The following is a 14,334-nucleotide window of genomic DNA, read 5'->3' as shown; positions in this document are numbered from 1 at the left end:
TTTCTATAAGCCAATGATTTGATTTTTTTTCTTCAAAAAGCACAGTTTCAAAAACGGTGTTTTATCTGCCTTAAGTTGATTGTAAAATTGGAGCGCTTCATTAATTCTATATAAAGACTCAGTCTTGTTGGTATGGCCTTAAAGAATTTCTCTTTTTCATTTTGCAATTAATGATGTTTTGAGTTTGAATTTATTTTTCAATTACTAAAATGCCACAAGATGAGAAAAGATTTACTTACTATGCTGAGTTTCTTCAGCCTTTTATCTTTAGTAACTTATATTGAGAAACCATTAAAATCAAGTGGGAGATTGAGAATCCTTCTAATTTTAGTTTTATCAATCTTCTATACTACGTCAAAAGCACAAATTACACATTCAGTTCCTGCTAGTAATCCTTCTTTTCCTCTTCCTGCGGGTATTACTGAAGTTACTGTTGAAGCTTGGGGTGCAGGAGGAGCTGGAGGTGCAGCTCAAGGTGGTAGCGGATGGGGAAGAGGTGCTCCTGGAGGAGGAGGAGGTGCATATGCTTTAGGAAAAATTACAGGAATAACAGCATCAACTTTGAATGTCATTGTTGGTCTTCCAGGCGCAGGAGGAACAGGAAATGGAACCGGTGGGGGAGCATCTTATATAACCGGTTTTCAAGGAGTTTTTTTCGCGCCAGGGGGTGCAGGAGGTACGGCTAATCTTCCAACTACAGGAGATACTCCGCCTGGTGCGACACCTGCAACTACTGGTACTATAGGAAGTATAACGATGACAAATGGAGGAGCTTCGGGAATAGGATATAATAGTTTACTAAATTTAGCGCTTTCCTCTGGAAATGGTGGTAATGCCGCCAATCAAGGACCACAAAAAGGAGGAGCAGGAGGACTTGGTTATGCTAGTCTTTTGGGAGCAAATGGTGCAGGAAAGCCTGGACAGGAATTTGGAGGAGGGGGTTCTGGAGCGGCTAGTTCCTTAAATTTATTAACTCCATCAACTTTATATAATGGAGGAAGTGGTGCCAGAGGTCAAGTTAACATTACATATACTTGTAAACAATATAGTTTAACTGGAATATCAGCGCCAAATGTTTGTACAGGAACAACCACACAAGTACAATTAACGGGGTCAGCGGCTAGTCTGCCGGCTGGTACATACACAGTAACGTACAATAGAAGTCTACCCAATGCGGCAGGACTAACAGAAACAATGGTAGTTGGGGCTGCCGGATCTGGAAGTTTTACCGCAAGGGGATTGACTACTCCAGGGAATAGTACTATTAGAGTTACTTCTTTAACTTCAGTAGATTGTATTTCTCCTATTAGTCTGAATAATGCTGTGGATATCGTAGTTAGTGCTCAGCCAACAATAACTTTAGGGGCAACTACAGCCGTATGTGCGAGCGCTAGTCTGCAAAATGTAACATTGCCTTATTCGGCAGTTACGAGTGCGCCAACAAATTACAGTATAACATGGAATGCAAGTCCTGCAAATAGCTTCGCCCCTGTTACAAATGCAGTTTTACCAGCAAATTCAATAAGTATTGCGGTTCCTGCTGGAACTGCTGGTGGGACATATACAGGATCGCTAACGGTTCGCAATGCGGCTGGGTGCGTGTCTGCCGCTCCAACAAATTTTACTATAACTGTAAACCCGTTACCCACAATAACTTTAGGAGCCACTACCGCGGTATGCACAAGTTCGAGCGCACAGAGCACAACGTTATCTTATACTGCTGTCACAAATGCACCAACGACCTACAGCATTACGTGGAATGCAAGTCCGACAAATACCTTCGCAGCAGTTACAAATGCGGCCTTGCCAGCAAATTCAATCAATATCCCGATACCTGCAAATACGGCGGGGGGAACATACACAGGAACCTTAACGGTTAGAAATGCAAATGGATGCGTATCATCAGCAAACAATTTTACCGTTACCGTAAATCCATTGCCGACAATAACACTAGGAGCTACTACCGCGGTATGTGCAAGTACAAGTGCACAAAGCACTACTTTGCCTTATAGTGCTGTTACAAATGCACCAACGACTTACAGCATTACGTGGAATGCCAGTCCGACGAATACTTTCGCACCAGTTACAAATGCTACATTGCCAGCAGGTTCAATTAATATTCCGATACCTGCAAATACCGCCGCAGGCACATATGCTGGTACATTGACTGTTAAAAATGCAGTTGGATCTGGATGTACGTCTTTGGCAAATAATTTTACGATAACAGTTAATTCAGTTCCAACAATTACAACATCCGGAAATTTAATTCCAATTTGTCAAAATGCACTAGAGCAGATAGCTTCTCTACCATATTCTGCTGTAACGGGTTCTTCAGTTAGCTATTCTATAGACTGGGCATTATTGAATGATCAAGTAACTACTGCTTTTTCTTTCGATTCGGGAGGAGGAAATATCAATAATATTATTGTTCCAGCAAATACAGCAGCCGGAAATTACAGTGGAGTAATGACAATTTTTACGTCAAATGGATGTTTGGCAACTCAAGCCGTTTCTTTAACGATTAATGCCGTTCCAACAATAAGTACTGCAGGGGTTTTTACTCCAGTTTGTCAAAGTTCATCAGTGCAGACTACTACTTTACGTTACAATTCTACTACAGGCTCTCCAGTTAGTTATGAAATCGACTGGATTGCATTGACAGATCAAGGAGCTACACCATTTCCTTTTAGTTCTGGATCAGGAGATATTATAAATGTGAATGTTCCAGCAAATGCTACAGCAGGTACTTACAATGGTATAATGACCATTACAACATCAAATGGCTGTCCGTCTACTCAAAATGTTTCTTTAACTGTAAATGCAATTTCAGCTGCGCCAACTGCTTCAGTAACTCAACAGCCAAGCTGTATCAATAATACGGGTGTTATCATGGTCACTTCGCCTGCATCTGGAACAGGATATACGTATAGTGTTGATGGAGTAGATTTTAGTAATACTTCGGGAATATTTACAGGTTTGTCTTCTGGAGGTTACAATGTGCAAGTGAGAAATAGTACATCGGGTTGCGAATCAGAAGTAACACCAATTACAATAAATGCTTTTGTTACTAAAGTATGGAATGGAAATGTTAGCGCCAATTGGGGTGATCCTGCAAATTGGACGCCAGTAGGGGTTCCTATTGCTTCTGACTGTATAGACATTCCAGATGTAGGTGTTGATCCTATTATTTCTGGAACCAATGGTAGTTTTTTTGCGAGTAGATTAACGATTGAAAATAATGGATCATTAATTGTAGAAGAAACAAATTCTTTAACGGTGACAAATGAAGTCAGTGTATTGGGTAATGGGGTTTTGATTTTTGAAAATAACTCAAGTTTGGTTCAGGTTGCCGATGTCAATAATACTGGAAATATAACTTACAGAAGAAAAACATCTGTAAGACGATTTGATCTTACCTATTGGTCTTCTCCCGTTGCAGATATTACAATGAATGAATTTTCTTCAGAAACGCTATTCGATAAGTATTTTTATTGGACTTCCGATTTTAAATGGGCAACCAATTTGTACGGTACAATGACAATGGAACCAGGAAGAGGTTATAGCATTAGAGGTCCGCAGTCTTTTCAGACGGGAACGCCAAGTGTTTTTACAGGCGAATTTGTTGGGGTGCCAAATAATGGAACAATCCAAGGTCCTGTAGCGGGTCCCGAAAAGTTTTGTTTTTTTGGAAATCCATATCCATCGGCAATTTATGCAGATGAGTTTATTCATGATAATGCTGCTAATTTTTATGGAACGCTATTTTTTTGGACACATAATACACCTCCAAAAATAACTGTGCCAGGAGGTAATACCTATACTTATACAAACGATGATTATGCCATTTATAATTTATCGGGAGATACTACAGTTGGCAATTTAACTGGTATTGGTGCGCCATCGCCTGGAAATCAAGAGCCATTAAAAGGTTACATTGCTGCTGGGCAAGGGTTTTTTGCAAAAGCAAGAACAGGACAAAGAGGTGTTTTTACAAATTCGATGAGAGTTCCTAATTCTAATAGTCAGTTTTATAAATCTGCGAAAACAGAGGTTGTAGAAAAACATCGTGTCTGGTTAAATTTTACAAATACAGAAGGAGCTTTTAAACAATTGCTTGTCGGATACATAACGGGAGCAACAAACTTATTTGATTTTAATTACGATGCTGTAACAATGAATGCAAATCCTTATGTTGATTTTTATAGTATCAATGACGGTAAAAAATTAGTTATTCAAGGGCGAGCGGTACCTTTTGTGGTAACCGATACAATTCCGTTAGGATATAAATCGACTATTAAAGAAGGTGCTTTTACAATTGCTATAGATCATACAGATGGAGATTTGGCCAATAACGATATATTTTTGCACGATAAGGTAACAAACACGGTACATAACCTTAAATCTGGAGGATATACCTTTATCTCTGCGCCAGGAACTTTTCTAGACCGATTTGTATTGCGTTATACAAATCCAAATGGTGGCAAACCTTTAGGAAACGAAGATTTTGAAAATCAAGATAAGAGGGTTTTTGTTTCGGTTAAAGATAAAAACATCAGATTGCAATCTATGCCTGAGCAGGAAAATCTTGACGAAGTCGCTATTTATGATGTAGGAGGCAAATTGTTATATCGCAAAAAACAAATTGAAAGTAAAGAATGGCTCATACCAAATTTTCAATCGGGTCCTCAAGTATTATTGGTTAAAATCACTTTAGATAATGGAAATACAGTGACAAGAAAAATAGTCTTTAGATAAATAAAAAAGCGGTTGGGTTTAAATTCTCAACCGCTTTTTACATTTATTAGGCAGTACGCCGTAAATTTTGATGCGTATTGGTAATCGCTTTTTCGTTTTTATAGTCAATCCATTTTTGGCCTTGAATTTTTCGCATCATAATATCAAAATGACGCATAATAAAAACATTGTATGCCGCTTTCGATAAATTGACAATATTTTTTGGAAACGATCTCAAACTCATAGAAAATCCAGGCGTTAGATATTTCATATAATGCCAATATCCTTCGGGCATGTAAAGCATCTCTCCATGTTTTAGATTGGTAATATAGCCTTCGGCATTTTTGAGCGCTGGAAATTTTTCATAATCTGGATGGTCAAAATCTATATCTTCTCTCGAAATTAATGCATGAGGAACTTTATACATAAATTTTGATTGGCTAGGAGGGAAAATCATACATTGTTTTTCTCCGTGAAAATGAAAATGAAGAATATTCGAATAGTCAATATCATAATGCATAAACACTTTCGAATTTTCACCGCCAAAAAACAACATCGGCATTTGCTTGACTAATTTTAAACCAATTTCTGGCCATAAAAAGTCGTTTTTTAACGAAGGAACCTGTTTCATTAAGTTGTAAAGAAAAATACGATAATTGGTAGGCTTTTCTTGTAATAACTCGATGTAATCGCTCATTTTCATTGTGGTATGCGCCTCGTTGAATCCGTCTTCGTGATTTACAGGTCTGTCGTCGTATAAAGGAACGACCAAATCTCCTGCGATTTCTTTCATATAAGATAATTTCCATTTGTTATAAGCTGGCCAGTCTTCGGTCAATTCTTCGATAACAACAGGAATTTGTTTTTTTACATATTGGGAAATAAACTCTTCTTTTGAGATTTTTTTTACCCTTTCAATTTGTTTTAATTTCATTTTTATAAATAAAAAAATTGCTTATAACTCTCTGCTACAAGCAATTTAAAAATATTTATTGAGAATTAAGATCTCTATTGACTAAAATTTTTAATCTAATCGATGCTCAAAAGAGGCATTTATAAAAAGTGATTTCCGTAAAAATTTTGCAGCAGTTTCAGATTAATCGGCTGCATATTTGTTGTTCCAATACAGCATCATCATTAAAGTAACAATTACAGAAGAAGCGATTCCTTCAAATAATAAACAAATACAATAAGTTGGTACTGATGGATTTCCTCCAAACATGAAAGTTTCAGACAAAGTTCTTACGTAAGCATCTCCGCCTCGAGCGTAACTATAAACTAATAAGCCAAATACACTCATAGATACACCAACCACAGAAGTGGTCATTGCAGAAATAGCATTCGATAGAAAATTGGTTTCTCCTTCCTGTAGGTTCATCTGCATTGTCCTGTTAACCCCCCAGAATATAAAGAAAACGTTGAGTGTTCTCAAATAAAACAAATGCGCTAAACCTAATACATTCATTAATAAAAAATAAATGCCAATTCCGAGGAAAATCAAAAAACCGTTGGTAATTTCTTTAGGTAATTTCATAGTGGTTATATTTTAGAAGTTAATAGTAAATATTTGAAAAACAGTGTTCTATCAAATTTACTAAAAAAATAACTACGATGATTTAAAAACGCTAAAAACTATACAGTCTGATTTTTTAGAGAAGAATCTATAAAAGCCAAAGATTCCATTTTATCCTGATGAAGCTGTGCTTTTAAGGCATCTACCGAACTAAATTTCTGCTCATCGCGAATGTAATGAAGCAAAGAAACTTCGATGTTTTGATCGTAAATGTCTTTATCAAAATTAAACAAGTGAACTTCGATAGTTTGTTTTTCGCCATTAACCGTTGGATTAAATCCAATATTCATCATACCAAAAAGACTTTCGTTATTTATGGTCGCTTTTACAACATAGACACCGATTTTTGGTATTAGTTTGTAATCTTCTTCAATGTTAATGTTAGCTGTAGGAAATCCAATTGTTCGTCCCAATTGTTTTCCTTTCACAATAGTTCCGTTCAAGAAATAGTTATAGCCTAAATACTCGTTGGCCAAAGCCATGTTTCCTTCATTTAAAGCCTTTCTAATTTTGGTCGAACTTACCGAAACATCTTGGATTTCTTCTGCAGAAATTTGTTCTACTTCAAATCCGTATTCAATTCCAAAAGCAATTAAATCATCAATGTTGGCAGTTCTATTACGGCCAAAACGGTGATCATGCCCAATAATAATTTTTTGAATCTGAAATTTCTCAACCAAAATAGTGCGAACAAATTCTTCGGCTGTTAGTCTTGAAAAACTTTCGTTAAAAGGATGAACAACTAAGTTTTCAATACCTGTTGCTTTCAAAAGTTTTATTTTTTCGCCAATCGTATTCAGTAATCTAATTTCAGATTTTTCTTGAAGAACCATTCGCGGATGCGGAAAAAAGGTAAGAACCAGGCTTTCATATTTCCCGTTTTCAGTATTCTCAGTAATTCGTTCTAGAATTTTTTTATGACCAATATGCACACCATCAAAGGTACCAAGAGTTAAGATAGTTTTCTTGGTTGACTGAAAATCGTTTATAGAATGAAAGAGCTTCAAAACAAATTATTTAAGATGCTGCAAATTTATACTATTCTGTTTTAAATTTAATGCTATGCCAAATCGAATTTTAACGCATAATCTATCTTTTTGTAAAAAAATGCCAACTCGTCGACGAAAAAGCAATAATTGTCGGATAGATAATATGATTTCAAATTAATTAAAGTAATTTTGATATTCGATATTTTGAGGGTATGAAAAAACAACTACTTTATATATTTTTAATTTTTTGTTTTGCCACTGCTAATGCACAAGATGCTTTATGGCAAAAAGTAACTTCTTCATCGCTTTCAAGAAAGGCAGATGGGGCGAGTTCTAATAAATTATATTATAAGCTAAATGCCAATCTTCTAAGTTCTAAACTGGTTTCGGCATCGAGCAAAACGGCAAAAAATACAACATCAGAAATTACAATTCCAAATACTGATGGAAATCTAGAACGTTTTGCAGTTTGGGAATCATCTAATTTTGATCCAGAATTACAGGCGAAATATCCACAAATTAGATCTTATGAAGGTCGCGGATTAGATGATAAAAGTGCAAAAATCTATTTTAGTGTTGCTCCAATCGGTATGCAGACAATGGTTTTTAGAACTGAAAAACCAACTGAATATATTGAACAAAATCCTGATAACAAATCAGAATATGTTTTGTTTAAGTCGGCAGACAATGCAGATTCAAGAGCGCTTTTGAATTGTAAAACAATCCATTCGATTTCGGATGATAAATCTACGACTACTGCAAAAACAACTTCTAGCGCCAAACAATTTAAAACACTTCGATTGGCATTATCTTGTACAGGTGAGTACGCAGCCTATTTTGGCGGTACAAAAGAAGGCGCTTTAGCGGGAATGAATGCTACTTTAACTCGCGTAAATGGCGTTTTTAATAGAGACCTTGCTGTAGAACTAATTTTAGTTGCTAATAATGATGCTGTTGTTTATACAGATGCTGCTGCAGATCCTTATTCTATTCCGAAAATAGGTGCTGATCTCAATAATCCTACTTGGCCGAAAGAAGTTCAGACAACATTAACTAGCGTTATTGGTGAGGCTAATTACGATATTGGCCATTTGTTTGGAGGTTCTGGAGGAGGCGGACTTGCCAGTTGTATTGGCTGTGTATGCGATAGTCCAACTCCTAGCAATTCTGTTGGAAAGGGTAGTGCTTATACCTCTCCAGCAGATGGAAAACCAGAAGGAGATAATTTTGATATTGATTTTGTTGCTCACGAAATGGGGCACCAACTTGGGGCAACGCATACTTTTTCATATGCAAATGAAGGACTGGGGGCATGCTACGAACCGGGAAGTGGCTCTACGATTATGGGATACGCTGGTGTAACAGATGGCTATAATGTTCAGGATCATTCTGATTCTTACTTTTCTTATGCAAGCATCAATCAGATACAGAATAATTTGGCTGGAAAAACGTGCCCAGTTTCAACACCTATAGTAGATAATAATCCGCCTGTTATAAATGCTGGGCCAGATTACACTATTCCAATTAGTACGCCATTTATTTTAACCGGAACGGGTTCTGATCCTGAAGGTAATACGATAACCTACACTTGGGAGCAATATGATAGTGCCACAACGGCTTTTGGAAATAGTAGTTTCCCTTCTCCAACAAAACGAGATGGGCCAATGTTTAGATCGTTTACGCCAACAACATCGCCAGTCCGTTATATGCCTGCTCTTAATTCAGTACTAAATAATCAGCTTACTACAACTTGGGAATCTGTTTCTTCTATTGGAAAAACAATGAATTTTACCCTTACGGGTAGAGACAATGCGGTACAAGGAAAAGGACAAACCTATACAGATGCGATGGTTGTAACGGTAACTGCTGCAGCTGGGCCATTTGCCGTAACTTCACAAAAAGAAGGCGATATGGCATGGGCAAAAGAATCTGCACAAACCATAACTTGGAGCGTAAATAACACTAATACACTTCCAGGATCGTCAAATGTGAATATAAAATTATCTCTAGATGGCGGATCAACATTCCCAATTGTTTTAGCAGGCAATACTCCAAATGATGGAACAGAAACTATCTTAGTTCCGTCAGAAATTGAAGCTTCTACAAATTGCCGACTTTTAATAGAGCCAGTTGGTAATATTTATTATGCTGTTAACAATACTCCTTTTGCTGTAGGATACACCGTTTCTACATCTTGCGCGTCTTATAATTTTGGAGGCGGATATTCAACAGGAGATAATGTTTATGTGAATAGAACGGTTTCTGTGCCCACTTCTTCTGGATCTATTTCAAATGTCAACGTTTCGGTAAATGTAACACATGATAGATTTTCAGATTTGACTATGGAAATCGTAAGCCCGAAAGGAACAGTTGTAACTTTATTCAATAAGAATTGCGCTAACACAAAATCAACTTTTGCTTTACAGTTTGATGATAGCGGATCTGCATTAAACTGTGGTACAACGACAAGTCAAATCGTGATTCCATCAAGTTTATTAAGTGCTTTTAACGGAGAAAATTCGCAAGGTACATGGACTTTTAGAGTTATTGACGATAAGGTGGGAATGACAGGAACGATTAATTCTGCTTCGGTAAATATTTGTAATAGAACTTATACTTTAGGAAACGATGACTTTGAGAATGTTGACTTTGTTGCATATCCAAATCCAAATAAAGGAAGTTTCACAGTACAATTTAGTAGAGATTCAATAAGTGAGATTAAAGTCTATGTTAATGATATTGTAGGGAAATATGTTTACGAGAGAACTTTTCAAGGTTCAGGATATTTTATTCAAGACATTCAATTGCCAAATGTACCTTCAGGTCTTTATTTCTTGACGGTTACAGATGGGGAAAGAAAAGTAGTGAAGAAGATATTAGTAAACTAAATTTTTGGAAATGGCTTAATGGGCCATCGCCATACAAATCATACTGATTTTTACGCCAGGAATTTTCGATAAAGCTAGCGAACAGGCTTCAATTGTTGCTCCGGTTGTGAGTACGTCATCAACAATTAAGAAATGTTTGTTGTAATCGGCTTCAGTAAATTCAACATCAAAAATGTTTTCGATATTTTCCGATCTTCCCAAAAGATTCTTTTTGGATTGTGTTTTAGAATATATCTTTCGAATTAAAATATTTTCTTCAAAAGGAATTTCAAAACCAGATGCTATTGCTTTTCCAAAAGTAGTAACCTGATTGTAGCCACGTTCCTTAAACTTTTTTTTATGAAGTGGTACAGGAACTACAGCATCAAAAGGAATTTCAAATTGAAGTTCTTTTAAATCTTCAACATACCAGCTTCCTAATTCAGTGCCAATTTCTTGATGGCCTTTGTATTTTAAATTATGAATTAATTCTTGAACGATCCCTTTTTTATTAAAATACAAAAATGTAGCAGCAAATTGAATATCGATCTTGCCATAAAATTTTTTCATGGCTTCGTTTTTTGGATCTAAATGATATTGAGTAAGAGGCATTTCATGTCGGCAAATCGTACAGAAAACCGTTTCATTTTGAAGTAAAAGCGCACGGCATCCGCTACAGACTTTAGGGAAAAAGAGATTAATAAGATAATGAAACACAGTTGGATGGTTTAGTTTTAAAAAAGAAATAATTTTAGTGTAGTGAGAGTTTTGTTAAAGCGATAAAATACTACCGACTTTTGAATAAATATAATTGAAATAATAATTTTAATCAAAATATTTTTACAATAAAAAGTTTTTTTAGTTTTTAAAGACTTAAGCAATTTAATTTTAAAGGCACTGAATCAATACTTTATATGAAAAATAGCTGTCAAACTCGCTGTGTGATTTTAACTATAATCATTTTTTTAATTTTTGAAACTCACACAATTGCTCAAAAAAAAGGAACAGTAAACAAAACTTATTTTAAAAATGGACTAGTTGCGAGAGAGTTTTATTTGGGAGCAGATCAAATGCTGGATAGTATTAAAACCTATCATATTGTTGGAGGACTGGATGAAAGATTTTATTTTGATGAAAACAGTCAGATGAATGGTCTTTGTCAAAAGTTTTCAAGCGATGGAAAGTTAAAAACCACATGGCTTTTTAAAAAAGGAATTTTGATTAAAAGAACTGATTTCTTTAAAGAGGATAATCTCAAAAATAAAGTGAAAGTCGAAGAAAACTATGCTATTATTGTCAAAAATAATGAATTATTAAAATCAGATCCTAATAATTACGGACTACTTTATGGTAGAGCAGCAAGCCGTACTTATCTTGAGGATAATGTATTGGCAGAGTTTGATTTTTTAGGATTTAAAGCGCATCTAGAAAATCTTAAAGCAAGTCCAAATGCTGCACAATTCCCCAGATTAAATCAGGATTTGGCTGAAATTTACAGTAGACTTTCTACCATTTACTCCAGATTTGAAAACGATAATCTTAGTGTTGATTACAGACTAAAGGCAATTCAGATTGATCCGGAAGAAACAAGACATTATTTTAATCTAGGAGCTTATCTAGCAACAGAAGTTCATGATTATCGATTGGCAATTTATTATTTGGACGAAGTGGAGCGCAGATTTTCAAATCATAATTTTGCGCACTGGGTTTTAGGCTATACATATTTGGAATTGGAGCAGTATGATAAAGCAGTAGAAAATGTAGATATTGCTTTTAAAAATGAAGCGAATCTATATGAAAACGGATACGGAACAGAAGAGAGTGATTTAAGAACAATAAGAGGTCTTGCCTATCATAAATTAGGAAAGACCGATTTGGGAATTGCGGATTTGAATGAAGCTTTACGAATTAATGAAAAAAACTCTGTAGCAAATAAATATCTTGGAATACTATATGATGATCTAGGGAAGTCGCAAAAAGCTTGCGATTATTTTCAGAAAGCACGGGATTTGGGCTATGAAAAAAAATACTTTAACAAAGAACTAGAAAGCTTCATAAAGAAAGCATGCAATGAGGATCAAAATAGAATTGCCAATATTGCACCAAAAGACTTGCCCTACATAGCGCCTAATCCTGCAGAAAATAAGATTGAGGTATTTAATTATCCCTATCCAAATTTTACTTATGAAATATATGATGTACAATCTCGAAAATTACGCCATGGAATTTCAAACAATAGAACAATAGAAGTTTTAGGATTGTCAGCGGGTTTGTATATTCTTACTATTAGCAACCAAGATAAATCAGAAACTTTTAAACTGATTAAAAAATAGGGTTTTAGATAGAAAAGGGAAGTAATTATCGTTCTAGTCTATAGAATAAAACATGATTTTCTATTTTCAGATAGAAAATCGGGCAATCTTCGGCTATTTTTCTTTTTTTTAAATTCACTTTTCATATTTTTGCATCACTATGGCAAAACAAGAAGATATATTTAAGAATGTGGTTTCGCACGCAAAAGAGTACGGATTTATTTTTCCGTCAAGCGAAGTTTACGATGGTTTAAGTGCTGTATATGATTACGCACAAAACGGTGTCGAATTAAAAAAGAATATCCGTGAATATTGGTGGAAATCAATGGTTCAGATGAATGAAAATATTGTCGGCCTTGATGCTGCAATATTGATGCATCCAACAACTTGGAAAGCTTCTGGCCACGTTGATGCATTCAATGATCCATTAATTGATAATAAAGATTCTAAAAAGAGATATAGAGCTGACGTTTTGGTTGAAGACCACGCTGAAAAAATTCACCAAAAAGCGCAAAAAGAAATTGACAAGGCAAAAGCTCGTTTTGGCGATGCATTCAACGAACAAGAGTTTGTAACTACAAACGCTCGTGTAATCGAATATTTGGCTAAAGAAAAAGAAATTAGAGAGCGTTTAGGTCGTTCTTTAGGAAACGGAGATTTGGCTGATGTTAAAGCTTTGATCGAAGAACTTGAAATTGCGGATCCTGAAACGGGTTCTAAAAACTGGACAGAGGTAAAACAATTTAACTTGATGTTCGGAACAAAATTAGGAGCTTCTGCAGAAAATGCAATGGATTTATACCTTCGTCCAGAAACGGCTCAAGGTATTTTTGTGAACTTCTTAAATGTGCAGAAATCGGGTCGTATGAAAGTTCCTTTTGGAATTGCTCAAACGGGTAAAGCATTTAGAAATGAAATTGTAGCAAGACAATTTATTTTCCGTATGCGTGAGTTCGAACAAATGGAAATGCAATTTTTTGTGCGTCCAGGAGAAGAAATGAAATCATACGAGTACTGGAAAGAAACTCGTCTAAAATGGCATTTATCTTTAGGATTAGGAAAAGAAAATTACCGTTTTCACGATCACGAAAAATTAGCGCACTACGCAAATGCAGCTGCTGATATCGAATTTAATTTCCCATTTGGATTTAAAGAATTAGAAGGAATTCATTCTCGTACCGATTTCGATTTGAAAGCGCACGAAGAATATTCTGGAAGAAAATTACAATATTTTGATCCTGAATTAAACGAAAACTATGTTCCTTACGTAGTAGAAACTTCTGTTGGTTTAGATCGTATGTTCTTGGCTGTTTTTGCCACTTCATTAAAAGAAGAAACATTAGAAGACGGTTCTACAAGAACAGTTTTAAAATTGCCAGCCGTTTTAGCGCCAACTAAAGCAGCGGTATTGCCATTGGTTAAAAAAGATGGTTTGCCAGAAATTTCAAGAAAAATCATCGAAGATTTGAAATGGGATTTTAATGTGGCTTATGATGAAAAAGATGCTGTAGGACGTCGTTACAGAAGACAAGATGCTTTAGGAACGCCTTTCTGTATTACAGTAGATCATCAAACTCTTGAAGACGAAACAGTAACAATTCGTCATAGAGATACAATGAAACAAGATCGTGTAAAAATTACTGAATTAAGAGGTATTATCGAAAACGAAGTTTCGATGAAAAACTGGTTAATGAAAATGTAATCTTTACAGTTTAGTATAGAAATCCCAAATTCCCTAACGGAGTTTGGGATTTTTGATTTTAGAAAGCAGGTATTTTATCGGCTTTTTTTGCATTTCATCTTTATGTATTAACATTTGGGTTTAATGTGTTAACAATGAATTGTTTAAGATGTTTAAA

Annotated in this window: 8 protein-coding genes; 4 read left to right on the top strand and 4 right to left on the bottom strand. The window is 35.5% G+C overall.

What is annotated here, in order from left to right:
- Positions 1-219 precede the first annotated feature (219 nt).
- On the top strand, positions 220-4,755 hold the full coding sequence (locus QLQ95_RS07345; protein WP_482503226.1) for a T9SS sorting signal type C domain-containing protein: 4,536 nt from the start codon (positions 220-222) through the stop codon (positions 4,753-4,755).
- 46 nt (positions 4,756-4,801) lie between these two features.
- On the opposite strand, the gene QLQ95_RS07340 is transcribed toward QLQ95_RS07345, so the two are convergent.
- From QLQ95_RS07340 to QLQ95_RS07330, 3 genes are all read right to left on the bottom strand, one after another.
- Entirely contained in the window at positions 4,802-5,668 is an 867-nt protein-coding gene (locus tag QLQ95_RS07340; RefSeq protein ID WP_482503225.1) for a cupin-like domain-containing protein, read from the bottom strand.
- Positions 5,669-5,830: 162 nt separating this feature from the next.
- On the bottom strand, positions 5,831-6,268 hold the full coding sequence (locus QLQ95_RS07335; RefSeq protein WP_095928488.1) for a hypothetical protein: 438 nt from the start codon (positions 6,266-6,268) through the stop codon (positions 5,831-5,833).
- A gap of 98 nt (positions 6,269-6,366) precedes the next feature.
- Positions 6,367-7,314 (bottom strand): bifunctional riboflavin kinase/FAD synthetase, encoded by a 948-nt coding sequence (locus QLQ95_RS07330; RefSeq protein WP_095928487.1) that lies wholly within the window; start codon positions 7,312-7,314, stop codon positions 6,367-6,369.
- Between the two features lie 194 nt (positions 7,315-7,508).
- Between QLQ95_RS07330 and QLQ95_RS07325 the strand changes: the two genes are divergently transcribed.
- Complete coding sequence (locus tag QLQ95_RS07325; protein WP_482503224.1) at positions 7,509-10,184, top strand: zinc-dependent metalloprotease; 2,676 nt, start codon at positions 7,509-7,511, stop codon at positions 10,182-10,184.
- A gap of 15 nt (positions 10,185-10,199) precedes the next feature.
- On the opposite strand, the gene QLQ95_RS07320 is transcribed toward QLQ95_RS07325, so the two are convergent.
- Positions 10,200-10,880, bottom strand: coding sequence for a ComF family protein (locus QLQ95_RS07320; protein ID WP_482503223.1), 681 nt, complete (start codon positions 10,878-10,880; stop codon positions 10,200-10,202).
- A 197-nt stretch (positions 10,881-11,077) separates the two neighbouring features.
- On the opposite strand from QLQ95_RS07320, the gene QLQ95_RS07315 reads away from it, so the two are divergent.
- Together QLQ95_RS07315 and QLQ95_RS07310 are read left to right on the top strand one after the other, a co-directional pair.
- Complete coding sequence (locus QLQ95_RS07315; protein ID WP_482503222.1) at positions 11,078-12,496, top strand: T9SS type A sorting domain-containing protein; 1,419 nt, start codon at positions 11,078-11,080, stop codon at positions 12,494-12,496.
- A gap of 139 nt (positions 12,497-12,635) precedes the next feature.
- Positions 12,636-14,177: a glycine--tRNA ligase gene (locus QLQ95_RS07310; RefSeq protein ID WP_095928483.1), complete on the top strand. Its 1,542-nt coding sequence runs from the start codon at positions 12,636-12,638 to the stop codon at positions 14,175-14,177.
- Positions 14,178-14,334 lie beyond the last annotated feature (157 nt).

It is taken from the genome of Flavobacterium sp. B330r (assembly GCF_056824325.1).
The sequence above is the reverse complement of the archived record's forward strand: the minus strand, read 5'-3'. Positions and strand labels throughout refer to the sequence as shown.